The organism is Luteimonas vadosa, assembly GCF_039543545.1.
Lineage (GTDB): Bacteria > Pseudomonadota > Gammaproteobacteria > Xanthomonadales > Xanthomonadaceae > Luteimonas > Luteimonas vadosa.
Genome location: NZ_BAABJY010000002.1, coordinates 851,781 through 876,888 on the forward strand (window position 1 = coordinate 851,781; position 25,108 = coordinate 876,888).

The 25,108-nt window shown below is 69.5% G+C and carries 24 protein-coding genes, 3 tRNA genes and 1 pseudogene; 4 read left to right on the forward strand and 24 right to left on the reverse strand.

Annotation, left to right across the window (positions count from 1 at the left end; all coding sequences use genetic code 11):
- Window positions 1-54 precede the first annotated feature (54 nt).
- The 3 genes from ABD970_RS09745 (at window position 55) to arsC (ending at window position 3,158) form a co-directional block, all read left to right on the forward strand.
- The gene (locus ABD970_RS09745) at window positions 55-1,464 is read left to right on the forward strand and encodes a C40 family peptidase (RefSeq protein ID WP_345295272.1); all 1,410 of its coding nucleotides are present in this window, start codon (window positions 55-57) and stop codon (window positions 1,462-1,464) included.
- An 81-nt stretch (window positions 1,465-1,545) separates the two neighbouring features.
- Window positions 1,546-2,805 carry a dicarboxylate/amino acid:cation symporter gene (locus tag ABD970_RS09750; protein WP_345295273.1) on the forward strand — a complete coding sequence of 420 codons (1,260 nt, stop codon included), beginning with the start codon at window positions 1,546-1,548 and terminating at the stop codon, window positions 2,803-2,805.
- The gene (gene arsC / locus ABD970_RS09755; RefSeq protein ID WP_345295274.1) at window positions 2,802-3,158 is read left to right on the forward strand and encodes an arsenate reductase (glutaredoxin); all 357 of its coding nucleotides are present in this window, start codon (window positions 2,802-2,804) and stop codon (window positions 3,156-3,158) included. Before ABD970_RS09750 ends, arsC begins: the two co-directional genes overlap by 4 nt.
- A 7-nt stretch (window positions 3,159-3,165) precedes the next feature.
- On the opposite strand, the gene ABD970_RS09760 is transcribed toward arsC, so the two are convergent.
- The 24 genes and pseudogenes from ABD970_RS09760 to ABD970_RS09875 form a co-directional block, all read right to left on the reverse strand.
- A complete protein-coding gene (locus tag ABD970_RS09760; RefSeq protein ID WP_345295275.1) occupies window positions 3,166-4,839 on the reverse strand; it encodes an FMN-binding glutamate synthase family protein in 1,674 nt (557 codons plus the stop codon).
- Window positions 4,840-4,986: 147 nt separating this feature from the next.
- Window positions 4,987-5,073, reverse strand: a tRNA-Leu gene (locus ABD970_RS09765).
- An 87-nt stretch (window positions 5,074-5,160) separates the two neighbouring features.
- Window positions 5,161-5,234, reverse strand: a tRNA-Cys gene (locus tag ABD970_RS09770).
- A 239-nt stretch (window positions 5,235-5,473) separates the two neighbouring features.
- Window positions 5,474-5,549, reverse strand: a tRNA-Gly gene (locus tag ABD970_RS09775).
- The gene (gene pgsA, locus ABD970_RS09780) at window positions 5,540-6,184 is read right to left on the reverse strand and encodes a CDP-diacylglycerol--glycerol-3-phosphate 3-phosphatidyltransferase (RefSeq protein WP_345295276.1); all 645 of its coding nucleotides are present in this window, start codon (window positions 6,182-6,184) and stop codon (window positions 5,540-5,542) included. The genes ABD970_RS09775 and pgsA overlap by 10 nt, the downstream gene beginning before the upstream one ends.
- The gene (gene uvrC / locus ABD970_RS09785; RefSeq protein ID WP_345295277.1) at window positions 6,181-8,061 is read right to left on the reverse strand and encodes an excinuclease ABC subunit UvrC; all 1,881 of its coding nucleotides are present in this window, start codon (window positions 8,059-8,061) and stop codon (window positions 6,181-6,183) included. The genes pgsA and uvrC overlap by 4 nt, the downstream gene beginning before the upstream one ends.
- Complete coding sequence (locus ABD970_RS09790) at window positions 8,058-9,482, reverse strand: redoxin domain-containing protein (protein ID WP_345295278.1); 1,425 nt, start codon at window positions 9,480-9,482, stop codon at window positions 8,058-8,060. The genes uvrC and ABD970_RS09790 overlap by 4 nt, the downstream gene beginning before the upstream one ends.
- 36 nt (window positions 9,483-9,518) lie before the next feature.
- Window positions 9,519-10,007, reverse strand: a complete 489-nt coding sequence (locus ABD970_RS09795; protein WP_345295279.1) for a low molecular weight protein-tyrosine-phosphatase — start codon at window positions 10,005-10,007, stop codon at window positions 9,519-9,521.
- The gene (gene kdsB / locus ABD970_RS09800) at window positions 10,004-10,774 is read right to left on the reverse strand and encodes a 3-deoxy-manno-octulosonate cytidylyltransferase (RefSeq protein WP_345295280.1); all 771 of its coding nucleotides are present in this window, start codon (window positions 10,772-10,774) and stop codon (window positions 10,004-10,006) included. The genes ABD970_RS09795 and kdsB overlap by 4 nt, the downstream gene beginning before the upstream one ends.
- Window positions 10,775-10,864: 90 nt before the next feature.
- Window positions 10,865-11,893: a tetraacyldisaccharide 4'-kinase gene (lpxK, locus tag ABD970_RS09805; RefSeq protein ID WP_345295281.1), complete on the reverse strand. Its 1,029-nt coding sequence runs from the start codon at window positions 11,891-11,893 to the stop codon at window positions 10,865-10,867.
- Entirely contained in the window at window positions 11,890-13,644 is a 1,755-nt protein-coding gene (msbA, locus tag ABD970_RS09810; RefSeq protein ID WP_345295282.1) for a lipid A export permease/ATP-binding protein MsbA, read from the reverse strand. Before msbA ends, lpxK begins: the two co-directional genes overlap by 4 nt.
- On the reverse strand, window positions 13,641-14,093 hold the full coding sequence (locus ABD970_RS09815; RefSeq protein ID WP_345295283.1) for an ExbD/TolR family protein: 453 nt from the start codon (window positions 14,091-14,093) through the stop codon (window positions 13,641-13,643). The genes msbA and ABD970_RS09815 overlap by 4 nt, the downstream gene beginning before the upstream one ends.
- Before the next feature lie 11 nt (window positions 14,094-14,104).
- On the reverse strand, window positions 14,105-14,758 hold the full coding sequence (locus ABD970_RS09820) for a MotA/TolQ/ExbB proton channel family protein (protein WP_345295284.1): 654 nt from the start codon (window positions 14,756-14,758) through the stop codon (window positions 14,105-14,107).
- A pseudogene (locus ABD970_RS09825) lies at window positions 14,652-17,173 on the reverse strand (DNA internalization-related competence protein ComEC/Rec2); the annotation flags it as partial. The pseudogene ABD970_RS09825 and the gene ABD970_RS09820, both read right to left, overlap by 107 nt.
- Before the next feature lie 177 nt (window positions 17,174-17,350).
- On the reverse strand, window positions 17,351-18,076 hold the full coding sequence (gene lolD, locus ABD970_RS09830) for a lipoprotein-releasing ABC transporter ATP-binding protein LolD (protein ID WP_345295286.1): 726 nt from the start codon (window positions 18,074-18,076) through the stop codon (window positions 17,351-17,353).
- Entirely contained in the window at window positions 18,069-19,310 is a 1,242-nt protein-coding gene (locus ABD970_RS09835; protein WP_345295287.1) for a lipoprotein-releasing ABC transporter permease subunit, read from the reverse strand. The genes lolD and ABD970_RS09835 overlap by 8 nt, the downstream gene beginning before the upstream one ends.
- Before the next feature lie 24 nt (window positions 19,311-19,334).
- Window positions 19,335-19,655: a hypothetical protein gene (locus ABD970_RS09840; RefSeq protein WP_345295288.1), complete on the reverse strand. Its 321-nt coding sequence runs from the start codon at window positions 19,653-19,655 to the stop codon at window positions 19,335-19,337.
- Between the two features lie 79 nt (window positions 19,656-19,734).
- Entirely contained in the window at window positions 19,735-20,001 is a 267-nt protein-coding gene (locus ABD970_RS09845; RefSeq protein WP_345295289.1) for an FAD assembly factor SdhE, read from the reverse strand.
- A 101-nt stretch (window positions 20,002-20,102) separates the two neighbouring features.
- Entirely contained in the window at window positions 20,103-20,525 is a 423-nt protein-coding gene (locus ABD970_RS09850; RefSeq protein ID WP_345295290.1) for an MAPEG family protein, read from the reverse strand.
- Between the two features lie 3 nt (window positions 20,526-20,528).
- On the reverse strand, window positions 20,529-21,320 hold the full coding sequence (locus ABD970_RS09855; RefSeq protein ID WP_345295291.1) for a succinate dehydrogenase iron-sulfur subunit: 792 nt from the start codon (window positions 21,318-21,320) through the stop codon (window positions 20,529-20,531).
- A gap of 1 nt (window position 21,321) precedes the next feature.
- Entirely contained in the window at window positions 21,322-23,112 is a 1,791-nt protein-coding gene (gene sdhA, locus ABD970_RS09860) for a succinate dehydrogenase flavoprotein subunit (RefSeq protein WP_345295292.1), read from the reverse strand.
- Window positions 23,113-23,119: 7 nt separating this feature from the next.
- Window positions 23,120-23,521 carry a succinate dehydrogenase, hydrophobic membrane anchor protein gene (gene sdhD / locus ABD970_RS09865; RefSeq protein ID WP_345295293.1) on the reverse strand — a complete coding sequence of 134 codons (402 nt, stop codon included), beginning with the start codon at window positions 23,519-23,521 and terminating at the stop codon, window positions 23,120-23,122.
- Entirely contained in the window at window positions 23,518-23,904 is a 387-nt protein-coding gene (gene sdhC, locus ABD970_RS09870; RefSeq protein ID WP_345295294.1) for a succinate dehydrogenase, cytochrome b556 subunit, read from the reverse strand. Before sdhC ends, sdhD begins: the two co-directional genes overlap by 4 nt.
- A gap of 89 nt (window positions 23,905-23,993) precedes the next feature.
- Window positions 23,994-24,146, reverse strand: a complete 153-nt coding sequence (locus ABD970_RS09875) for a DUF1674 domain-containing protein (RefSeq protein WP_345295295.1) — start codon at window positions 24,144-24,146, stop codon at window positions 23,994-23,996.
- 54 nt (window positions 24,147-24,200) lie between these two features.
- On the opposite strand from ABD970_RS09875, the gene ygfZ reads away from it, so the two are divergent.
- Entirely contained in the window at window positions 24,201-25,043 is an 843-nt protein-coding gene (ygfZ, locus tag ABD970_RS09880; RefSeq protein ID WP_425563100.1) for a CAF17-like 4Fe-4S cluster assembly/insertion protein YgfZ, read from the forward strand.
- Window positions 25,044-25,108 lie beyond the last annotated feature (65 nt).

The window sequence follows — 25,108 nt, forward strand, 5'->3', positions numbered from 1 at the left end:
CCATCGCCGCCCGGATCGGGGATGGTCTGCAGCCGCGCCCCATTCCCGTCCGGCATGCGCTTCATTTCCTCCCGATCCTTGCCCTGGCTGCTCGCGGGCCTCGCGTTGGCCGTTGCTGGCAGCTGGCCCTTGGCGTCGTCTTCGACCGAGCCGCCTGGCGCCACGGCACTGGGCGTGCAAGCCGCCCGGCTCGACCCGGACTATTGGATCCGGCGCCTCGACCAGCCCGATCGCATCGTGCTCGACGCCGCGGCGATCCGCCGCCTCAACGCGTCCCTGGTCGCCGAGGAACCCTCGCTCCACGACCTCGAATCCCTGCCCGCGCTGCTGCCGGCCGGCCAGGTCCGGTCATGGATCGAGGCGCTGTCGGTCGAACCGACACGCCAGCTCCATGGCGTCGACGGCCATGCACTGCCACGCCAGGCATTCGAACGCCTGCGCGAGAACCTGGCGCTGGACGCCATCCCGGAGCGCCAACCCGTCCGTTACGGCCTGGTGGTCCGGCGTGCGGACCTGCGCACCTTCCCGACCCGGCTGCGCGTCTTCCGCGAACCCGGGGACACCGACATCGACCGCTTCCAGGAAAGCGCCCTGTTCCCGGGCACCCCGGTCGCCATCACGCACGAAAGCCGCGACGGCGACTGGTTTTTCGTCGTGGCCCCCAACTACGCCGCGTGGATCGAACAGCGGCACGTCGCCTTGGGCAGCAAGCGGGACGTGTTCGATTACACCCGCCGCAAGCCCTTCCGGGTGGTGACCGACCCCACCGTCCGCACCGTCCACGCGCCGGAGGCCCCGCGGGTCTCGGGGTTGCAGCTGGACATGGGCGTGCGCGTTCCGGCCCTGGACCGCTGGCCCGCGGACCAGCCCGTCAACGGGCAACATCCGGGATTCGGGCATGCCGTGCAGTTGCCGGTACGTAGCGAGTCCGGCCTGCTCGAATTCTCCCCCGCCCTGCTGCCGCGCCGCGCAGGCCTCGCAGATGACTACCTGTCGCTGACACGGGCCAACCTGCTGCGGCAGGCGTTCAATTTCCTGGGCGAACGCTACGGCTGGGGCCATGCCTACGATGCGCGGGACTGCAGCGGCTTCGTCGCGGAGGTCTACCGCAGCTTCGGCTTGCAGCTGCCCCGGAACACCGGCGACCAGTCGCGCAGCAAGGCGCTGGATCGCATCGACGTGTCCGCGCTGGACAGCCGAGGGGAACGCCGCGCCGTCGTCGACGGCACCGCGGCCGGTGACCTCGTCTACATCCCGGGGCACGTGATGATGGTGGTGGGCCACGTCGGCGGCGAACCCTGGGTGATCCATGACATCCACGGCATGAACCTGCGCGCGGCGGACGGCGGCACGCGGCGAGTGGTGCTCAACGCCGTCGTCGTCACGCCGCTTCTGCCGATGCTGGCGGACGACGGAACGCCGATCCTCGACCATGTCACCACCATCGTGCGGATCGGTCGCTGACCGACCCGCGATCCACGCGCTTGGCCCGACCATCGGGATTGCACCCATAATCCGACGCTGACCCCGTTCCGAAAGGCCCGCATGTCGACGACCACCCGCATCCTGCTCGCCCTTGCCGCCGGCGCCGCCATCGGGCTTTCGCTCGCCTTCTGGGATCCGGTGCTCGCGGCGAGCGCGGCGGATATCGCGCAGCCGGTCGGCCGGCTCTGGCTGAACGCCTTGCAGATGACGGTCGTGCCCCTGGTCGCGGCGCTGGTGGTGGTCGGCGTCAATGCCGCCAGCGACGCGGCCTCGTCGGGTCGTACCGCGCGCCAGGCGATGGGGGTGTTCCTGGTGTTGCTGATGCTGTCGGGAACGTTCGCCGCGATCGCCTCGCCTGCCCTGCTCGCGCTGGTGCCGCGCGACGATGGCCTGGTTGAATCATTCCGGGCCGCCATTGCCGTCCCCGACGCGCAGATCGCCGTCCCGGGCAACTTCGGCGAATGGTTCGCCACCCTCGTCCCCAGCAACGTCCTCGCGGCCGCGGCCGCCAGCGCGATGGTGCCGCTGGTGGTGTTCGCGCTGTTCTTCGGCTTCGCCCTGACCCGGCTGGACGAAGCCCGCAAGGCGCGCCTGCTCGAGTTCGTGCAGGCGGTCGGCGACGTGATGATCGTGATCGTGCACTGGGTGCTGTGGGCGGCTCCGCTGGGCGTGTTCGCGCTGGTGCTGGCCGTGTGCGCGCGCGTCGGCATCGGCATGCTGGCGGCCCTGGGCTGGTACATCCTGCTGCTGTGCGCGCTCTACATCGCGGTGACGCTGATGCTGTACATGGTCGCCGCGGTGTTCGCGCGGGAGTCGATGCGCCGCTTCGCGGTCGCGATCATCCCGGCGCAGGTCATCGCCGCCAGCACGCAATCCTCCCTGGCCTCCCTGCCGGCGATGATCGACGTGGCGCGCCAGCGGCTGGGTTACCCGCTGCAGGTGACCTCGCTGGTGCTGCCGATGGCGGTGTCGCTGTTCCGCATCACCAGCCCGGTGCAGTACATCGGCGTGGCGACCTTCATCGCCTGGATGTACGGCATCGACCTGGGACCGGCGCAGCTGGCGCTCGCGGTCGGGCTGGCCGCGGTGATCAGCCTCGGTTCGGTCGGCCTGCCCGGCCAGGTCAGCTTCATGGCGACCAACATGCCGGTGACGCAGGCCATGGGCCTGCCGGTGGAACCGCTGGGCATCCTGCTTGCCGTGGACACGATCCCGGACGTGTTCTCGACCGTCAGCAACGTCACCGCCGACCTCACCGCGGCCGGCGTCGTTGCCAAGCGCACCGATGCCGCTCCCATCCCCACCGGAGGAGGCACATGAGCAAGAACCTGCTGCTGCACAATCCACGCTGCTCCAAGTCGCGCGCCGCGCTCGCGCTGCTGCAGGAGCGCCATGTCGAATTCGAAGTGGTGCCCTACCTGGAGGCGCCGCCGACCCCGGCGCGGCTGCGCGACCTGCTCCGGAAGCTGGGCATCGGCGCCCGAGACCTGCTGCGCACCGGGGAGGCGGAATACGCCGCGCTGGGGCTCGCCGACCCGACGCTCGACGACGAAGCGATCATCCGCGCCATGGCCGCGCATCCCCGGCTGATCGAGCGGCCGGTGTTCGTGCGCGATGGCCGCGCCGTGATCGGCAGGCCGCCGGAGCGGGTGCTGGACTTGCTCCCGGCCTGACCGCCGCTCAGCGAAGTTTGCTGCTGCGCAGGCTGCGCACCTGCAGCGGCGCGTCGAAGCTGTCGGCGCGCGCAACCGCCCAGAAATCCTGGAACACCGCATGTTCCGGGACATGCGCCAGCAGCTCTCCCGGGTCCAGGAAACGGTAGGTCGTGGCCAGCGACCGGATCTCGGTCGGCGTCACGCGCCGCAGGATGTGCTCGGGTCCCAGCTGGCAGGGATGCTCCAGCCCGGCGGCGGCGAGCAGGTCGCGCAGTTCGCGCAACGTGGCCTGGTGGTAACGATGCACGCGGGTGGCCTTGTCCGCCACGTCCAGCGATCGCCAGCGCCGGGGATCCTGTGTCGCCACGCCACTGGGGCATCGGTCGGTATGGCATTTCTGCGCCTGGATGCAGCCCAACGCGAACATGTAGCCGCGCGCCGCATTGCACCAGTCGGCGCCCATCGCCAGGATGCGCGCCAGGTCGAAGGCGCTGATGATCTTCCCCGCGGCCGCAACCCGCACCCGGTCCCGCAAGCCCAGGCCCACCAGGGTCGTGTGCACCAGCATCAAGGCCTCGCGCATCGGCGTCCCCACGCGGTTGACAAATTCCATCGGTGCCGCGCCGGTTCCGCCCTCGGCGCCGTCGACCACGATGAAATCCGGCAGCAGTCCTGTCTCGTGCATCGCCTTGGCGATGCCGAACCATTCCCAGGGATGGCCGATCGCGAGCTTGAAACCGGTCGGCTTCCCGCCCGACAGCCCGCGCAGGCGCTCCACGAACTGCAGCAGCTCCACCGGCGTCGAGAACGCACCGTGCCGTGCCGGGGAGACGACGTCCCTACCCACCGGCACCCCGCGCGCGGCGGCGATCTCGGCGTTGACCTTGGCTCCGGGAAGTACGCCACCGTGACCTGGCTTGGCCCCTTGCGAGAGCTTGAGTTCGATCATCCTGACCTGGTCGCCACGCGCATTGGCCTGGAAGCGTTCCTCGCTGAAACTGCCGTCGTCGTTGCGGCAGCCGAAGTAGCCCGACCCGATCTCCCACACCAGGTCGCCGCCGTGCTCGCGGTGGTAGGACGAAATCGAGCCTTCCCCCGTGTCATGGTAGAAATTCCCGCGCCTGGCGCCGGCGTTCAAGGCACGGATCGCGTTGGGCGAGATCGCGCCGAAGCTCATCGCCGAGATGTTGAAGACGCTGGCCGAGTACGGCAGCGCGCGCCCGGCACCGACCTCGACCCGGAAGTCGTGCGCGTCGATCCGGGACGGAAAGGCGGAATGGTTGATCCATTCATACGATTCCCCATAGACGTCGTGCAGGGTGCCGAAGGGACGCAGGTCGAGTGTGTCGGTGGATCGCTGGTACACGAGGTCGCGCTGCTCGCGCGAGAACGGCCGAGGATCGGTATCGGCTTCGATGAAGTACTGGCGGATCTGCGGTCCGATGGACTCGAGCAGGTAGCGCATCCGCGCCAGCACCGGGTAGTTGCGGCTGACCGTGTTGGCGCTGCCCAGCAGGTCCCACAGGCCCAGCGCGGACAGGAGGACGAAAGGCACCGCGGCCCAATACCATCGCGGCGAGTACGAGACAGCCGCATGGACGGCAAGCGCGGCGAGCAGCAGGCACGCGGCGAACACCCAGTAACGCGGCGGGAACCACCTGCGGATGTCGAACCGCGGATCGAGGAACGTCTTGAGCATGCGTCACCACGTGCCGTCCCGGGCCCACGATCTTACCCATCGCACCCGTGGCGCGCCTGTCCGTGGCGAACACCCACACGGTCGGCCAGCGCAGCTGCGTCCCGCGGCGTCGTTGCTTGCATGCGGGCATGCCGGCCCCAAGCAAGGTGGTGCCCGGGGTCGGGATCGAACCGACATGGCCTTGCGGCCGAGGGATTTTAAGTCCCTTGCGTCTACCAGTTTCGCCACCCGGGCACCGGAATAGCCTGCCTCAAGCGGGGAGCGATTGGAAACGTGCGCCAGGCACGCGAACGCCCGCGCTGGGCGGGCGTTCGGTGGGGCTGGAGGCCTGGGTCGGAATTGAACCGGCGTACGCGGCTTTGCAGGCCGCTGCATAACCACTCTGCCACCAGGCCGGTGACTCCTGCAGACTCGCGCAAGCCACGCGCGATTTCAAGCTTGGCGCAAACAAAAGCCCCGGCAAGCCGAGGCTCTGGTCACCCGGTCGCCGACGACACTGCCGATCGGCGATCGATGCGGCACATGGATGTGCCGCCGCCCTGCCGGCTCGCCGGCTGGGCGGGCACAGGACGCGGCTCCGCCGTGGCCTGTGCCGAAAAAGTTGCGGCTGGAAGCCCAATCTTTTTCTTTGAACTGGAGCGGGAAACGAGACTCGAACTCGCGACCCCGACCTTGGCAAGGTCGTGCTCTACCAACTGAGCTATTCCCGCGGAAGAGGCGGAAGTTTACCGTCCGGCGCTGGCGTGTCAACCGCAACCCCCTCCCCGGCGCGCAGGACGGGCCAGGCGGTGCGCAGGTATTCATACCCGGACCAGAGCGTCAGCAGCGCCGCCACCGCGAGCAACCAGTCCCCGACCACGAAGATCGGCTCCCCCATCCACGGCAGCGGGCGCGGGGGCTTGTCCGGCGTCACGGCGTACAGCAGGCACAGCAGCGCCACCATCTGGACGATGGTCTTGACCTTGCCGATCACCGCCACGTTCACCTTGGCACGCTGTCCCAGCTCGGCCATCCATTCGCGCAGGGCCGACACCGCGATCTCGCGGCCGACGATGACCGCGGCCCACAGCGCCATCCAGGGCGTCGGGTGGCCCTGCACGATCAGGAACAGCGCCGTGGCCACCATCAACTTGTCCGCGACCGGGTCCAAGAACGCGCCGAACGCCGAGTACTGGTGGTACCGGCGCGCGATCCAGCCATCCAGCCAGTCGGTGATCGCGGCGAAGCCGAAGACCGCCGCGGTGGCGAAATTGGTCCACTGGTAGGGAAGGTAGAACACCAGCACCAGCACCGGGATCATCACGATCCGCAGCAAGGTCAGCCAGGTGGGGATGGTCAGCTTCAAAGGTCGTCCTTGGCGGCAGGTCGGGCACCCCCGGGGGCGGCCAGCCCATGTAGTGTGGCGTAAATCCGCTCGGCGAGCGCCTCGTTGATGCCTTCCACGTGCGCGATCTGTTGCGCCGCGGCGGCCTTGAGCCCGGCCAGGCCACCGAAATGCTTGAGCAGGCTGGCCCGGCGCCTTGGCCCGATCCCCGGGATGTCCTCCAGCCGGCTGGTGTTCCTGGCTTTCTGGCGGCGGCCCCGGTGGCCGGTGATCGCGAAGCGATGGGCTTCGTCGCGCACCTGCTGGATCAGCTGCAGGCCAGGGGAGGCCGCGCCCGGGCGCAGTTCGCGCCCGCCCGGGAGCAGCAGCGTCTCCTGGCCGGGCTTCCGGGCCTCGCCCTTGGAGACCCCCACCAGGTAGACGCCGGACAGACCGAGGTCGTCCAGCACGGCGCGGGCCTGCGCGACCTGCCCCGCCCCGCCGTCGATCAGCAGGACGTCGGGAAGGACCCCGTCGCTCTCGACGGCGCGCCGGAAGCGACGATCCAGCGCCTGCCGCATCGCCGCGTAGTCGTCGCCGGGCTCGATCCCTGCGATGTTGTAGCGCCGATACTGCGCTCGCACGGGCCCCTCGGCGTCGAACACCACGCAGGACGCCACCGTGGCCTCGCCCATGGTGTGGCTGATGTCGAAGCACTCGATGCGCTGGGCCGGCTCGGGCAGGCCCAGCATCGCGGCCAGCGACTCCGCGCGCGCGCCTTGGGCCGCCTGGCTGTCGATCTCGGTCGCCAGCGCCAGTTGGGCGTTTCGACGGGCCAGGTCCAGGTAGCCTGCGCGGTTGCCGCGCACGCGCGTCTTGATCTCGACACGGCGCCCGGCCGTTTCGCTGAGCACGCCTTGCAGCAATTCGAGGTCGTCGATGGCGTGTTCGAGCACGATCTCACGGGGCGCGGGTTGCTCGGCGTAGTACTGCGACACGAATGCGGACAGCACCTCCTCCGGGGCTTCCGCGCCGTTGGTTTTGGGGAAAAACGACCGCGTCCCCAGGTTGCGGCCGCTCCGGAACGACAACAGCACGACGCAGGCATGCGGCCCCTGTATGGCGCAGGCGAGGACGTCCATGTCCGTCGATGCGTTGTCGACGCCATGGCGCGCCTGCAGCGACCGGAGCGCGGCGACGAGGTCCCGCAAGCGTGCCGCTTCCTCGAAGTCCAGGCGTCCGCTCGCTGCGGCCATGGCCGCGTCCAGCTCTTCGGTCAGGGCATCGCCATGTCCTTCGAGAAACAGGCCTACCCGGCGCACCGCATCTGCGTAGTCCCGTGCCTGTACCAGCCCGACGCACGGCGCGCTGCAGCGACCGATCTGGTACTGGAGGCAGGGACGCGAACGGTTGCGGAACACGCTGTCCTCGCAGCTGCGCAGCTTGAACAGCTTGTGGGCCAGGTTCAGCGTCTCGCGGACCGGGCCGACCCCGGGGTACGGGCCGAAATAGCGCCCCGGCAGGCTGCGCGGACCCCGGTGCATGGCGATGCGCGGCCATGCCTCCTGCGTCAGCAGCACGTAGGGATAACTCTTGTCGTCGCGCAGCAGGACGTTGTATCGCGGCCGCAACGACTTGATGAGCTGGTTCTCCAGCAGCAGGGCCTCGGCCTCGCTGCGGGTCACCGTCACTTCCATCCGGGCGACCTGCGCCAGCATCGCCGCGATCCGCGCGGACTTCGGCGACGCGCTGAAGTAACTGGCGACGCGCTTCTTCAGCGCCCCCGCCTTGCCCACGTACAGCAGGCTGCCGTCCGCCGCGAGCATGCGATAGACGCCCGGCGCCGTGCTCAGCTCGCTGGCGTAGGCCTTGCCGTCGAATGCAGGCCCTTGTCGTCGTGGCCTGGCCGCCGCGGTCATTCGCCTATCGGGACGTGGTGCAGCGCACCGGAATGGATGTCCAGGCGCAACACGGCATGGGCTTGGGTATCGGCGATCCAGACCATGCCGTCCGCGACCACCAGGGCCGAGGGAGCATGCAGGCGCTGGGGAAGCTGGAACGTCGTCAGCTCCCCGCCGCCGAGGCGCAGGGTGCGCAGGATGTCGTTGCCGCTGTCGGCGATCCAGAGGGTCGGCGAGTCCGGATCGAGGGCGATCGCCTGCGGATGCTGCAGCAGCGCATCGGTCCGCTTGCCGTCGACCTGGCCGAATTCCCACAAGCCGTGTCCAAGCAGGGTGGTGACCTTGCCGCTGCGGCCGTTCACGCTGCGGATCGCGGATCCCGCGGCATCGCAGACGTAGACCATCTGCTGGACGCAGGCGAGGGACGCCGGCTCGGCGAACGACGCCTCGGCGCCCGTGCCGTCGAGGACCGCCAGGTCGCCTGAACCGGCTAGCAGCTCGAGGCTCGAATTGGTCAGGTCGTATTTCCAGACCCGGTTGTCGCCCCGCGTGGCGATGTACAGCGCCGCGGTCGTCGACGCCACTGCCGAGGGCTGGTCCAGCGCGACGGAACGCGGATCCGTGATCGGACCCTCGACCGCCTGGCCGGGCCAACCGGCGCCGCACAGGGTTTCCACGTCGCCGGTGCGCAGCTGGATCCGCCGCACGGCGTGATTGCCCGTGTCCGCGACGTAGAGGTAGTCCCGTTGCACGCAGAGGCCCTGGGGCCGGCTAAAGGCCGCCAGTTCCATCGGGCCATCGATCAGTCCGGAGCCGCCGCTGCCGAACTGCCGGATCACCCGGCCGACGGGATCGCACTCAAGGATCCGGTCGTGGCCGCTGTCGCTGACGTAGAGGTAGTTTCCTCCGAAGGCCAGCCCGGAGGGGAACCGGAGCGGCAGCACGGGCTCGTCCTGGCGACGGAACTCGATCCGCTCGAGGTTGCGCGACTTCGGCACGAGCTCGTCCTGCAAGGCACCGACCCGGGCGTCCAGTTCACGGACCGGCATGTCGCCGGCGATCCGCTCGCGGATGTTGCCTTCGCCATCGATCAGCACCAGCGTCGGCCAGGCATCGATGCCGTAGTGCTGCCACAGCGTCCAGTCGGCATCGTGGGCGATCGGGAAGTCGAGCTTGAGCTGGTTGAAGGACTTCCCGGCACGCCTGGGGTCGCGCTCGTGCTCGAACTTGGGCACGTGCACGGCGAGGACGTTCAAGCGCTCACCATGGCGCGCGCGCAACTTGGCAAGGTCCGAGAGCCGCTGCTGGGACCAGGCGGAACCGGCGTTGACGAAGGCCAGTACGCTGACCTTTCCCCGCAATTGCGCCATCTGCAGGGGAGCTGCCAGGTTGATCCAGTCCAGTGACGGCGGGAATTCTGGGGCGGGCGTTGCGTCCATGGTGTCCATTGGGCCTGCAATGCCCCGATTATGCCGTCAAACCGGCTTTCCGTTGCCCGAGAGCCGGTCGACGATAGCCTCGGCGGCGGCATCGACCAGCGTCCAGGCGTGCTCGAAGTCGCTTTTCCCGCCGCTGTAAGGGTCCGGGATTTCCGCCGCGTGGCCCTGCCCGGCCCACGCCAGCATCAGCACCGGCCTGGCCGCGCAGGCCGACGGCATCCGGGCCTGGACATCGCGCAGGTTGGCGCGATCGGCGCACAGGATCAGGTCGAACGCCTCGAAATCTGCGGGCCGCAGCTGGCGCGCACGCAGACCGGAGATGTCGACGCCGTGCCGCGCGGCGGTGCCGATCGCACGCGCATCCGGCGGATCGCCTGCATGCCACCCGCCCGTCCCCACCGAATCCACTTCGACCCGGTCCGACAGCCCTGCCGCGTCGATCCGCGCCCGCAACGCACCTTCCGCCATCGGCGAACGGCAGATGTTGCCCAGGCAGACGACCAGCAAGCGCGTCTTCGCGCTCACGCCCCGCCCGCCAGCCAGCGTTCGGCGCGCTCGAGGTCCCCGGGGGTGTCGATGCCGGCCGGAAAGGGCTCCGGGGCCATCGCGACGCAGATCCGGAAGCCGTGCTCGAGCGCCCGCAACTGTTCCAGCGACTCGATCGTCTCCAGCGGCGTTTGCGGCAATGCGGCGAAGCGTTTCAGGAAACCGCATCGATAGGCATAAATCCCGATGTGGCGCAGCCATGGGCCGCCTTCGGGCAGCCGGGTCCGATCCTCGGCGAAACCGTCGCGCGCCCATGGCAACGGGGCCCGGCTGAAATACAGGGCGTCGCCATTCCCGGCTCGGACCAGCTTGACCACGTTGGGATCGAACAGGCTCGCCGCATCCTCCAGCGGCGCGGCGAGCGTACCCATGTCCGCTCCGGACGATGCCAGCGCAGCCGCCACGGCGCGGATGCCCGAGGCGGGCGCGAACGGCTCGTCTCCCTGCAGGTTGACCACGAGCGTGTCGTCGCTCCAGCCGGCGATCGAGGCACATTCGGCCAGGCGGTCGCTACCCGAGGCATGCGATGCGGAGGTCATCGCCACACGCACCCCCGTCTCCTGGAGCGCATCCGCGATGCGCGGGTCGTCCGCAGCCACCCAGACCTCGCGCGCACCGGCCTGCTGCGCGCGACGCACGACGTGCAGGACCAGCGGCTCGCCGGCGAGCAGGCGCAAAGGCTTGCCCGGCAGGCGCGTGGCCCCGAATCGGGCAGGAATGGCGACCACGAAATCCGGAGTGTTCATGGCTCGATTCTAGCCGCGTGCCGGCGCGGTGCCCGGGGCAACCTGATCGGCAGGCAGGCCTGCGTGCCGGGCACGGGTCCGCCGGGTGCGCTACGCGGGTCCGGTGCGCGAACGCGCCAGGCGGTCCAGCAAGGCAACCCAGAACGCCTCGGGCAACCTGGCCTGCACCGGGACGGCGAAATACCGGTCCGTGGCGAAATCCCCGCACTTGACCGCGTCCTTCTCGGTCATCAGCACCGGCAGGTCGCTGCCGAAGCTGAGGTCCCCCGGCCCGTAGGCGTGGTGGTCGGGAAAGGCATGCGGCACCACCGCGATGCCGATCGAACGCAGCATGGTGAAGAACTTTTCCGGGTCGCCGATCCCGGCGACCGCGTGCACGCGCTGGCCAGCGAACGAGGACAGGGGGCGCGGGCGCCCACCCTGCATCGGAAGGGCGTCGGCGCATTCAAGGCGCATCGGCCACTCCCCGAATCCGGCCGTCGCTTCCTGCGCTTCCCCGCCGTGGCCCGCGCCCAGGTTCACCACCCGGAAGTCGCAAACGGCGGCCCGCTCGACCGGCTCGCGCAGGGGACCTGCGGGGAGCAGGCGCCCGTTGCCATGGCGGCGGCGTCCGTCGAGGACTTCGATTTCGACGTCCCGGGCCAGGCGCGCGTGCTGCAGGCCGTCGTCGCAGACCACGATGTCGCAGCCCTGCTCCACCAGCGCCCGCGCAGCGGCCACGCGATCGACGTCGACCCGGACGCTGGCCCCGGTCCGCCTGGCGATCAGCACGGGTTCGTCGCCACCGTCGGCCGGGTCGGTGTCGCGCTCCACCCAGCGCGGGCTGCCGGAACCTTCGCGGCCGTAGCCCCTGCTCGCGACCCCGGGCGTCCAGCCCGCCTGGCGCAAGCGCTCGACCACGGCGATCACCACCGGCGTCTTCCCGGTGCCCCCGGCGACCAGGTTGCCCACCACCACGACCGGCGCTCCCACGCGTAAGCGCCGCAGGAGCCCGGCGCGGTACATCGTCGCCCGCAGCGCCACGGCGCGACCGTAGAGCACGGACAGCAATCGCGCATGCCAGGGAGGCGATCCTTCGCCGTACCAGTAAGCCGGCTGCCCGCTGGCCGGCCCCTTCATTCCGCCGACGACTCGCGGAACTGCATGCCGTGCAGGTGGGCGTAAAGCCCTCCCTGCCGCAACAAATCGGCGTGCGTCCCCTGTTCGACCAGCTTGCCGTGGTCGAGGACGAGCACTTGGTCGGCATGCTCGATGGTGGACAGGCGATGCGCGATGACCAGCGTCGTCCGCTCCGGCATCAGCTTGTCGAGCGCGTCCTGGACCAATCGTTCCGATTCGGTGTCCAGCGCCGCGGTGGCCTCGTCCAGGATGAGGATGGGTGCGTCGCGCAGGATGGCGCGCGCGATGGCGAGGCGCTGGCGCTGGCCGCCCGAAAGCAGGGAGCCGTTCTCGCCGATCGGGGTCTCGAACTGGCGCGGCAGGCGCTCGATGAACTCCAGGGCATTGGCTGCCTCGGCCGCGGCCCGTAGCTGTTCCGGCGTGGCGTCGCTGGCGTACGCGATGTTGGTGGCCACGGTGTCGTCGAACAGCATGACCCGTTGCCCGACCAGCGCGATCTGGCGGCGCAGGTCGGCCAGGCGGTAATCCTCCAGCGCCATCCCGTCCAGGGTGATGCGGCCGGCACTGGGCTGGTAGAAGCGCGGCACCAATCGCACCAGGCTCGTCTTGCCGCTGCCGGACCGGCCGACGATCGCCGTCACCGTCCCCGGACGCGCGCTGAAGCTGATGTCGTCCAGGGCCAGTCGATCCGGATCGCGCTCGTAACGCAGGGTGACGTGCTCGAACACCAGCTCGCCGCGCGCGCGCGCAAGCGGCACGCGTCCATGGTCGGCCTCCTCCTGGCTGTCGAGGATCGAGAACAGCCGCTCGGCCGCCGCCACGCCGCGTCCGATGATCGCCTGCACGCTGGTGATCCGGCGCAACGACGGGATGATCCCCATCATCGCGGTCATCAGCTTCACGAACTCCCCGGCATCGATGCGGCCCTGCAGCGCCTCGCGCGTCGCCACCCAGACGATCGCCGCCAATGCGAAGGCGGCGAGCGTCTGCACCATCGCCGAAGCGCCGGCGCGGGTGGTCTCGACCTTCATGTTCAGCCGCAGCATGCGGTTGGCGAGCGTCGAATAGCGGCTGCGCTCGAAGTCCTGCGCGCCGTGCACCTTGACGTCCTGCTGCGCCGCCAGCGACTGTTCGGCCGATTGCGCCAGCCCACCCATGCCGTCCTGGATGCCGCGGCTGATGCGGCGGTAGCGCTTGCCCACGTACCAGACGATGACGCCGATCAGCGGCGAGATCAGCAGCATCGCCAGGCTGACCTTGACGCTGGTCAGCAGCATCAGCGCCAGCAGGTACACGATCGTCAGGCCATCGGTGACCATGATCTTGAGCGCATCCGTGCTGGCCTGCATCACCTGTTCGGTGTCGAAATTGAGCCGGCTGACCATGGCCGGCACCGATTCTGTGTCGTAGTGCGTGCTGGGCAGGCGCAGGAACTTGCCGAGCACCTGCTCGCGCAGGTCTCGCACCACGCTTCGACCGGCGCGTGCCATGCCGTAGTCGGTGACGAACGAAGCCACGCCGCGCATCAGGAACAGGCCGACGATGGCCAGCGGCAGGAAAACGGCCATCTCGGGCTTGGGATCGACGAACCCGTCGTTGACCAGCGGCTGCATCAGCTGGACGAAGATGCCGTTGGCGATCGCCTCGACGACCATCGCCGCCGTCGCCAGCGCCAGCAACGGCCAATAGCGCCAGGAATGGCCGAGCAGGCGCCGGTAGATCGGCCACGCCGCGGGGCGCTGGTCGCTCACCGGGCGTCGTTCCCCGCGCCCGCCGTGCCATCGGCGGCCTCGGGCGCGGTGGCGATGGAAATCCGCTGGAAGCCCAACTGGCCCAGGGCTTCGAGCGCGGTCACCACGGCCTGGTGCGGCGTGCGGGCGTCGGCTCGCAGCAGCACCGGCCGGTCGCGATCGTCACCGGCCACTTCGGCGATGGTGCGCTTGAGCGACTCCACGTCGGTGCGCAGTGCCTCGCGGTCATCCACGAAGTAGCGGCCCTCGGCATTCACCAGCACGCTCAGCGCCCGCGACTCCGTCTCGTTGGGCTGGCCGTCGGCGCGGGGAAGCTCGAGCTTGAGCACCGATCGCGCATCGAAGGTGGTCGTGATCACGAAGAAGATGATCAGCACCAGGATCACGTCGATCAACGGCACGAGGTTGATCTCGGGGTTGTCCTCGGCACGGCGGTCGCGGATCCGCATCGGTCGGGGGCTCAGGCCTGGTGCTCGTCGACCGCGGACGCCACCGCGGCCGCCGCGCGACGCGCTCGGGGATCGATCACGTCCATCAGCTGGATCGCCTCGTGTTCCATGTCGACGATGTAGCCGTCGATCCGGGCGCGGAAGTAGCGGTGGGCCCACAGCGCGGGGACCGCCACGATCATGCCGGTCGCCGCGCAGACCAGGGCCTTGCCGATGCCTCCGGCAAGCTGGTTGACGTCGCCGACCCCGTGGTCCATGACGCCGAGGAACATCTGGATCATGCCGACCACGGTGCCGAACAGGCCCAGCAACGGACCGGCGGCGGCGATGGTGCCCAGCGCGTTCAGGAAGCGCTCCATGCGATGGGCGATATGGCGACCCACGTCCTCGACCCGCTCGCGGATCTCGTCCCGCGGGCGACTGCGCACGTCCAAAGCCGAAGCCAGCAGTGCGCCCAAGGGGGAGTTGGCGCGGAGCGAATTGATGTGCGTCGGGTCGAGTTTCCCGCGGGCGGCCCACTCGCGTACCTCGCGGCCCAGCCCGGGCGGCAGCACGACCTTGCGGCGCAGGGTCCACAGCCGTTCGACGATGATGGCCAGCCCCAGCGCCGACAGCAGCAGCAGCGGGATCATCGGCCAGCCGCCCGCCTTCACCAGTTCCAGCACGTGTCATCCCCCGGCGCATGGGCCAGTTCAATCCGGCCGATAGGATATCCCACCGGCCCCGGGGCCCAGCCGTGCCCGGCCGTGCACTGCGTCCCACGGCCGTCGATGCGTGTCGCGGCGGCTGCTGGCGAAGATGCCGGCTTGTCCCAGCCGGATGCGCAGCGCCCCCGCGTCCGCCGTCGACAGGACTTCGGCACCCGCATCCCGCCAGCGTGCCAGCGTGTCGGGATGCGGGTGGCCGAAGCGGTTGCCGTGCCCGGCCGAGACCAGCGCGAACCGGGCCCCCGTCGCGGCCACGAAAGCGGACCCCGATGAATGCCGACTGCCATGGTGGGGCGCCAGCACCACGTCCGCCCGAAGGTCAGCGGCGTGGCGCGCGGCAAGCCCTTCCTCGATTACCTCGCCGATGTCGCCCGCCAGCAGCGCCGCGCCGTGCGCGGTCTCGATCCGCAGGACGCAGCTGGCCTCGTTGCGCAGGTACGGGAAATGGCGGGGCGGGTGCAGGAACCTGAAATCGACGCCGTCGCGCCGCCAGCCGTGACCGGCGAGACAGGCCTGCGTGCCCTCGACCCCCGACCCTTCGGGCGCATGGGCGACGTCCGGCGGGAAGCGGCGGCGAACGGCGGCGTAACCACCGGCGTGGTCGGCATCGCCGTGGCTGATCACCACCCTCTCCAATCGCCGGACGCCGAGGGCGTGCAGCGTGGGGACGACAGCACGCTCCCCGGCATCGTAGCCGTCGACCACCGCCATGCCCGTGTCGTACAAGAGCGCTGACGTTCGCGTGCGCACCAGGACCGACAATCCCTGCCCGACGTCGATCACCACGATCTCCGCCTCCCCATGCGCCGGCAGCTTCCGGTCCGGCCACAACAAGGGCATCCACAGCAGCAAGGCCAGCGGCTTGCCGGGCACGCCGCGTGGCAGCAGGCACCAGAACGCAGCGAAGACGGCCAGCGGCAGCGCCAGCGACGCGGCCTCCGGCAGCCACCAGAGCGCCAGGCCGCTGTCGGCCATGCGCTGGAACAGCGGCCAGCTTAGGTCGAAGCACGCCCCTGCTAGCCGCCACGCGGCACCGCCCCAACCGGCATGCAGGGCCTCCAGTGCCGTCCCCAGCAGCGCCAGCGGCACCACGACCAGGCTCCACCATGGGATCGCGACGAGGTTCGCCACCGGTCCGGCCAGCGACGCCTGCCCGAACAGGACCACGGTCAGCGGCAGCAAGCCCAACGTTGCCACGCCTTGCGCGGACAGGAATTCCCCCACGATGCGTCGCCCGCCACGCGCATCCGGGAGGCACCATGCCAGCCATGCGACGCCCGCGAAGCTCAGCCAGAACCCTGCGGCCAACACCGCGAGCGGATCCAGCAGCAGGATGACGATCGCCGCCAGTGCCAGCGCCGGTGCAACGCCCAATGGCCGCCGCCATAGGCGCGCGGCGACGACCACCGCCACCATCAGCATCGTCCGGACCGTCGGCAGTCCGAACCCGGCCACTGCCGCGTATCCGCACGCGCCGACCAGCGCGGCGGCGGCAGCGGCCTGGGGACGTGGCAGCAGGCGTCCCAAGGGCGCAAGGATCCGCCACGCCGCCGCAGCCACCAGGGCGAAGAAACCGGCCACAAGCCCGACGTGGAAGCCGGAAATCGCGATCAGGTGCGTCAGGCCGACGGCACGCAGGGCTTCCCAGTCCTGTTCGGCAAGCGCGCGCGTGTCGCCGACCGCCAGTGCCCGGAGATAGCGCGACGTCGCGCCCGGAACGGCCGCGTCGATCCGCGTCGCCATCGCGTCACGCCAATGGTCGATGCCGCCCGGCGGGGAAAGCGAGGTGGCGGTGTCCGGATCGCGCACGTAACCGGTCGCCGCGACCCGCTGGGCGAAGGCATGCTTTTCGCTGTCGAGGCTGCCCGGATTGCGCAAGCCGCGTGGCGCGCGCAGTCGCGCCGTCAGCCGCCATCGACTGCCCGGAGCCAGCGTCAAACGGCGGGGATCGCCCTGCTCCCGGTAACCGTCGTACCACGACAGGCGCAGCGTCCGGCCGCGCAGGAAGGCGTGCTGGCCGCTGTCGCCGTCGACCTTGAACAGGAACCGCGTGCGTCGCGCCTCGTGCTGCGGCAGTTCCAGCACGCGACCGGCAATGGTGGCATCCGCGCGTTCGAAGTCCGGCGGCAACTGCCCGGCCAGGGAGGCCGACGCATGCAGGCCACAGAGCCCGTAGCCGGCCAGCAGCACGCCGGCGAGCCGCAAGCGATCCTGCCTCCGCCACAGCCAGGCACCCACCGACAGCGCGACGAGCATCCAGACACCCGGCGCGAGGACGGGCCACTGCAGGCAGGCGGCGATGCCCGCCAGCAGCGCGCAGGCCGCGGCGACTCCGAACGGTGGCGGGACATGGGTCGTTGCGGGAGCGCGCACGGGAAGGCCATGGACTGGACCATGCCACCGTAGCCAGCCAGCCCGCCGGGGTCCGTCACCGCACCCCGCGTCCCGATGTCGGAAAACGCCGACGCGACCCGCGAAACCGGCCGCAACCCCCGGACTTTCACGGCCGACCTGCGCCACGGCACCGGCCGCAGCGGCTGCCGGCGGTGGTCACACGTTCGGTGCGGCGACTTCCTGCAGCTTGCCGTCGTGCAACTCGAGCACCCGGTCGAGCCTGCGGGCCAGGCTGCGATCGTGGGTCACCAGCACCAGGCTCGTCCGCTCCGCCCGGTTGAGCTCGAGCATCATCTCGAACACGCGGGCGGCGGTCTTTTCGTCGAGGTTGCCGGTGGGTTCGTCCCCCAGCACGCAGGCCGGCTTGTTGACCAGCGCCCGGGCCACCGCCGCGCGCTGGCGTTCGCCGCCGGACAACTCGCCCGGCTTGTGCTCCAGCCGGTGCCCGAGCCCGACGGCTTCGAGCAGGGCGCGCGCGCGCGCCGCGGCATCGGCGACGTCCGTGCCGTTGAGCAGCACCGGGAGCATGACGTTTTCCAGCGCGGTGAACTCCGGCAGCAGGTGGTGGAACTGGTAGACGAAACCCAGAGCGCGATTGCGCAAGCGGCCGCGCGCGGCGTCGGACAGCGCGCTCATCTTCTGCCCGGCCACGAACACCTCGCCCGCCGTCGGCGTGTCCAGTCCGCCGAGCAGGTGCAGCAGGGTGCTCTTGCCGGCGCCCGATGCACCGAGGATCGCCACGGTCTCGCCTGCGTTCACCGCTAGGTCGAGGCCGTCGAACACGGGGGTGTGCAGCGTGCCCTCCGCGTAGGTCTTGGCGAGGCCTTCGGCGCGAATGACCGCCTCGCCTGCGCCTGCCTGCGGCTCCGGCGGCCTACTCATAGCGCAGCGCCTCCGCAGGTGCGGTGCGCGCCGCGCGCCATGCCGGGTAGATGGTCGCCACGAACGCCATGGCCAGCGCCACCAGGGCGATGGTGACGACGTCGTCCGGGTTGAGTTCGGTCGGCAGCCCGGTGATGTAGTAGACGTCGGCGGGCATCAACACCACGCCGAACGCACGCTCGATCGCACGCAGGATGTGCTCCAGGTTCATGGTCAGCACGATGCCGCCGGCCACGCCCAGCGCCGTGCCGATGGTGCCGATCATCGACCCCTGCACCATGAACACCTGCATCACGCCGCGTGGCGTCAGCCCAAGCGTGCGCAGGATGGCGATGTCGGCCTGCTTGTCGGTCACCAGCATCACCTGCGAGGACACCAGGTTGAACGCGCCCATGGCGATGATCAGCGACAGCAGGATCGCCATCATCGTCTTCTCCAGCCGCAGCGCGCGGAACATGTTGGCGTTCTCGCTGCTCCAGTCGCTCACACGGTAGGGGCCGCGCAGCCGGATCGCCAGGTCGCGCGCCACTTCCCAGGCCTGGTCCATGTCGTGCAGGTTCAGTCGCACGCCGGTGACGCCCTCGCCCATCCGCATCAGGCGCTGGGCGTCGGCCATGTGCACGACGGCCAGGCCCTTGTCGTATTCCTGGTAGCCCGCCTCGAAGATGCCGCTGACGGTGAACCGCTTCAGTTGCGGCACCGCGCCCATAGGCGTGGTCTGGAAATCGGTCGTCACGATCACGCTGTCGCCCAGGCCCACGCCCAGCCACAACGCGAGTTCCTTGCCCAGCACGATGTTGAAGCTGCGGGGCGCCAACGAGTCGAGGCTGCCCTGCACCATGCGTTCCGCCAGCACCGAGACCTTGCGCTCCTCCGCCGGCAACACGCCACGGAGCAGCCCGGGTTGCCGGCGCGCGCCCGAAAGCAACGCCTCGGTCGAGATGTAGGGCGCCGCGCCGGCAACGCGCGGGTCCTTGCCGGCCTCGTCGACGGCCTCGCGCCAGTTCAGCATTGGCTCGCCATCGGCGCTGACCGTCGCGTGCTGGGTCATCTGCAGCATGCGGTCGCGAATCTCGCGCTGGAACCCGCTCATCACGGCCAGGGTCGTGATCAACGCGGCAACGCCGATGGCGATGCCCAGGATCGAGGCCATGGAGATGAAGGAGATGAAGCCGTTGCGGCGCTTCGCGCGCAGGTAGCGCAGGCCGATGGCCACTGGAATGGGTTTGAACATGTGCTGCAACCGGCGGAGCAACCGCTATGGTGCCATCGATGGCGTCCGCTGCGCAGGGTGGAGCCTGGCCGTGGCCAGCCTGAGTTCACGCCGTGCCGCGGGCGGAAGCGTATCCGGCCACCAGGACCGATGCGCCACGCGGCCATCGGCATCGCACCAACGGACGAAGGCCAGGGGGCCACGCCAGCGCACGGCGACGTCGGTGGCGGCCTCGCCGTCGACGAGGGTCCGGCCCGGACCGGAAAACAGGAACGAGACGGGAGGCCGCCCGCGCTCTCGCCCGGCGCACCAGGCTCCATGCGCGAGCGCCACCATCGCCAAGGGCCAGGCCGCGGGACGCGGCATCTCCGACGCTAGGACGCAGAGCGAGGCCACCGGCGCCATCAGCGCGAGCGCCGACACCAGCCAGGCGGAAGGCCGCCAATCAACCCGGAGGGGTGCGGATGCGCTGGACGAGCGCGTCGAGTGCGTCATCGCCGGGTTTCTCGCGTCCTGTGAACCAGCGCCAGAGCCTATCGTCCTCGCAGTCCAGCAGCTGTAGGAAAACCCCGCGTTCCGTGTCGGACGCCCCCGGCCAATGATGGTCGAGGTAGCGGGTCAGCAATTGATCCAGCTCACGCATTCCGCGCCGGCACCGCCATCGAAGGCGCCGGACCTCCGGGCCACCCGACGAATCGAAATCACTCGCCATCGCCGATCCATTGAGCGGGCCCCGCCCCGCCGCCGCTTCCACGTCGACGACCGGTTCCGACTCCGGAATGCTGGTTCATGGCCATCCTGCGCGCGAAACGCTCACCGTTGCAGCAGGGCGATCCCGAGCAGGATCCAGAGCGTCCACAGCACGATGTTGCTGGCCAGGTAGGCATACAGGCGATCGCGAACGCGGTTGTAACCGCAATGGATGGCGCTGTGCACGATGCGAAGACCCACGTAGGCCCAGGCCAGCCCCACCGTCAACGGCGTGGCGGCACCGATCCCGAACGCAACCAGCAGCGCGGCGTAGAACAACACCGGCATCTCGAACAGGTTGCGGTAATTGTCGGCGGCGCGGGTATCGGCGAAGCGCGTCGCCATCTGCGATGCACTGGGGATCTCGCGCATGTGGATGCCTTCCGCACGCACCTGCCGCTTGCGCTCGAAGAAGATGCGGACATTGACCACCGCGACCAGCGCCACCATCGCGACGATCGGCCACAGGATCGCGTGCGGCGCCATGCCTCAGACCTGCCGCGCCAGCATCAGCTGCTTGATCTCCGCGATCGCCTTGGCCGGGTTCAGTCCCTTGGGGCAGGTGCGCGTGCAGTTCATGATGGTATGGCACCGGTACAACTTGAAGGGATCCTCGAGGTCGTCGAGCCGCGCACCGGTGTCTTCGTCGCGGGAATCGACGATCCAGCGATGCGCCTGCAGCAGGATCGCGGGGCCCAGGTAGCGTTCGCCGTTCCACCAGTAGCTGGGGCAGGCGGTGCTGCAACAGGCGCACAGGATGCACTCGTACAGGCCGTCGAGCTTCTCGCGGTCGGCCTTGGACTGCAGGCGCTCGCGATCCGGCGGCGGTGCGCTCTGGGTGCGGATCCAGGGCTGGATCGAGGCGTATTGCGCGTAGAAGTGGGTCATGTCCGGGACCAGGTCCTTGACCACTTCCATGTGCGGCAAGGGATAGACCGGGACTTCGCCGCTGCCGCCGCCGCAATCCTCGATGGCGCGCGTGCAGGCCAGGGTGTTGGTGCCGTCGATGTTCATCGCGCAGCTGCCGCAGATGCCTTCGCGGCAGGACCGGCGGAAGGTCAGCGTCGGGTCGATCTCGTTCTTGATCTTGATCAGCGCGTCGAGGACCATCGGCCCGCACTTGTCCAGGTCGACCTCGTAGGTGTCCGTTCTCGGGTTCTCGCCGTCGTCCGGGCTCCAGCGGTACACCTTGAACGCACGCACGCGCGTGGCGCCATAGGGCGCGCTGAAGCGCTTGCCGCCGTGGACCTTCGAGTTCTTCGGGAGGGTGAATTCGGCCATCTCAGTAGACCCTTGCCTTCGGCGGCACGACTTCGACGTCGTCGTCCAGCGTGTACATGTGCACCGGACGGTAATCGATGCGCGTCTGCCCGCCCTCGCCGACCCAGCACAACGAGTGCTTGTGCCAGTTCTCGTCGTCGCGCTCCGGGTAGTCCTCGCGCGCATGCGCGCCGCGCGACTCGGTTCGGTTCTCGGCGGACACGATCGTCGCCAAGGCCTGGCCTAGCAGGTTCTGCAACTCGAGGGTCTCGACCAGGTCGGAGTTCCAGACCATGGAGCGGTCGGTGACCCTGACGTCGTCGAAGGAGGCATTGATCTCGCGCACCTTGCGCACGCCCTCGGCCAGCGATTCGCCGGTGCGGAACACCGCGGCGTCGTTCTGCATGGCGCGCTGCATCCGGTCGCGGATGACCGCGGTCGGCGTGTCGCCATCGGCGTGTCGCAATCTGTCGAGGTTGGCCAGCGCGGCGTCGCAGGCATCGCCGTTGAGCTTGCGGTGCTGCTGGTCGGGTGAAATCGTCTCGGCGCAGCGGTTCGCCACCGCACGCCCGAACACCACCAGGTCGAGCAGCGAATTGGAGCCCAGCCGGTTGGCGCCGTGCACCGACACGCAAGCGGCCTCGCCAATGGCATACAGGCCCGGCACCACGGCGTCGGGGTCGCCGTTCTTCAACTGCACGACTTCCCCGTGGTAGTTGGTCGGGATGCCACCCATGTTGTAGTGCACGGTGGGCAGCACCGGGATCGGCTGCTTCTCGACATCGACGTTGGCGAAGATCTTGGCGGTTTCCGCGATGCCCGGCAGCTTCTCGTGGATGTCGGCAGGGTTGAGGTGGGTCAGGTCGAGGTGGATGTGGTCCTTGTGCTCGCCCACGCCGCGGCCCTCGCGGATCTCGATGGTCATCGAGCGCGACACGACGTCGCGCGACGCCAGGTCCTTCGCGTTGGGCGCGTAGCGCTCCATGAAGCGCTCGCCCTCGGAATTGCGCAGGATGCCGCCCTCGCCGCGCACGCCCTCGGTGATCAGCATGCCGGCGCCGTAGACGCCAGTGGGGTGGAACTGGACGAATTCCATGTCCTGAAGCCCCAGCCCGGCGCGCAACGCCATGCCGTTGCCGTCGCCGGTGCAGGTATGCGCGGACGTCGCGGAGAAATACGCCCGGCCGTAACCACCCGTGGCGAGCACGGTGCCATGGGCGCGGAACAGGTGCAGGGTGCCTTCGGCCATGTCCAGCGCCAGCACGCCGCAGCAGGCGCCGTCGGCATCCATGATCAGGTCGAGGGCGAAGTACTCGATGAAGAACTCCGCCTGGTGCTTGAGCGACTGCTGGTACAACGTGTGCAGGATCGCGTGCCCCGTGCGGTCGGCGGCGGCGCAGGTGCGCTGCGCGGTGCCCTTGCCGTAGTGCGTGGTCATGCCGCCGAACGGCCGCTGGTAGATCGTGCCCTCCTCGGTGCGCGAGAACGGAACGCCCTGGTGCTCCAGCTCGATCACGGCGGGGATGGCCTCGCGGCACATGTATTCCACGGCGTCCTGGTCGGCCAGCCAGTCCGACCCCTTGATGGTGTCGTAGAAGTGGAAGCGCCAGTCGTCCTCGCCCATGTTGCCCAGCGCCGCGGAAATGCCGCCCTGGGCGGCCACGGTATGGGAGCGGGTCGGGAACACCTTGGTGATGCAGGCGGTCTTGAGCCCCTTCTGCGCCAGGCCGAAGGTCGCCCGCAGGCCCGCGCCACCGGCGCCGACGACGAGCATGTCGTACTTGTGTTCGATGATCTGGTAGGCAGGCGTCATGGAAGTCTCAGGGCAGCAGGGCAATTCGCGCGATCGCATAGAGCGAAGCCAGCGCGCCGAGCACGCAGGCGAAGGTCACCAGCAATTGCAACGCGATCTCGACGGCGCGCTGGTGCACGTAGTCCTCGATCACCACTTGCATGCCGAGCTTGGCGTGCCAGAACAGCGCCAGCACGAACACCGCCAGGAGGATCGCGTTCCAGGGCCTGGAGATCGTCGCCTGGACCGCGAACTCGTCGGCGCCGACGAGGGACACGAGCAGGCCGACCAGCCACGGCACCAGGATCGCCAGGACGATGGCGGTGACCCGCTGCCACCAGAAATGCGACGTTCCGGATTTCGCCGAGCCCAGGCCGCGGGCCCGCGCAACGGGCGTGCGGTAATCGTGTTTTCCGGACGAGGCGTTCATGCGGCACCCCGCAAGGCGACGAGCCAGATCATCGCCGTCAGGACCACCGTCAGCACGGCCACCGCATAGCCGGAGCGGTAGATTTCGGGGATTTCGAAACCCCACCCGGCATCCCAAAGCAGGTGCCGGATGCCGTTGAGCAGGTGGTAGACCATGGCCAGCGAGAAGCCGGCCAGGGCGACCAGGCCCAGGGGCGAGGCGAGGCAGTCGGCCGCGCGCTCGTATGCTGCGCCGCCCTGTGCCACCGCCATCAACCACCATGCCAGCCCGAAGGCGCCGATCGTCAGGATGATGCCGCTGGCGCGATGCAGGATCGACATCAGCATCGTGATCTGCCAGCGATAGACCTGCAGGTGCGGTGACAGGGGTCGTTGTTTCGACATCGCGCGCGGATCTCTCGCTGGGCGGCCGCTGGCCGCGGGGCTGGATGTTGCGGGGTGTCCGGGGCCGGTGCCGAGGCCTCGGCGTACGTTCAGAAATCGATGCAGCGGCCGTTCTTCTCCCAGTCTCCGTAGCGCGTGGGCTCGGGGCCGGGACGCCCGCCGATTTCAGGCTCCGCAGGCCCCTGGGCTTCCGGCGGCCCGCTCGGGGCCGGCGCGGGGTCGGGTTCGGACTCGCCTATCATGACTTGATCTTGCACCGCACAAGTCTAATTCCCGCCTCCGCCATGGACAAGCCGATGACCGACGACACGCCATTCCACGCGCTGCCGGACTTCGGCGTCGTCTGCATCGAGGGGCAGGATGCGCTTGCGTTCGCGCAGGCCCAGTTCATGAGCGATGTCGCCAGCCTCGCGGACGCGCACTGGCATTGGAGCGGCTGGCTCACGCCCAAGGGGCGCGTGATCGCCCTGTTCGCCGCCTTGCGGGTGGACGGCCAGACCCTGTGGCTCGTGCTGCCGGACGCGGATGCGAGCGATTTCGCCGCGCGGCTGCAGCGCTTCGTCTTCCGCAGCAAGTTGCGGGTCGGCGTGCCTGGCGGCCTCCGCCTGTCGGGGGCATTCACGGCGCCGGCACAGGCGCGGGGAGCGCAGGCGGCGATCACGGGGACGGACTGCACGGAACTTGACCTGGGCGGCGACGGCGTCGCGCGGACGCTGAGGATCTCGACCTGCCCGGCAGGGACTGACCCGGAAGCATCCGCGCGCTGGGTGCAGGCCGACATGGTCCATGGCCTGCCGCGCCTGCCGCCCGCGCAGAGCGAGCAATGGACGCCGCAGCAGCTCTCGCTCGACCGGCTGGCGGCCTACAGCGTGAAGAAAGGGTGCTATCCCGGGCAGGAGATCGTGGCCCGCACCCATTTCCTCGGGCAAGCGAAGCGCGGGCTGGTCTTGCTGGAGTCGACGGCGCCCTTGGAATCCGGTAGCGAGGTCCATGAGGGCGGGATCGCGATCGGCAAGCTGGTCTGCGCCTCGGCAGGACTGGCTCTGTCGGTGCTGCCGCTTGATCGTGATTTCGCCGGCCTGTCGGTCGCCGGCCAGTCCGTGGCCGCAAGGCCCTTGAACACCGGCCTGGCGCGCTGATCCACCGGCGCGGAGAAACCCGCCCCCCAACCCGACCGAACCTTGCCGTTGCCCTCCTTCGGCGG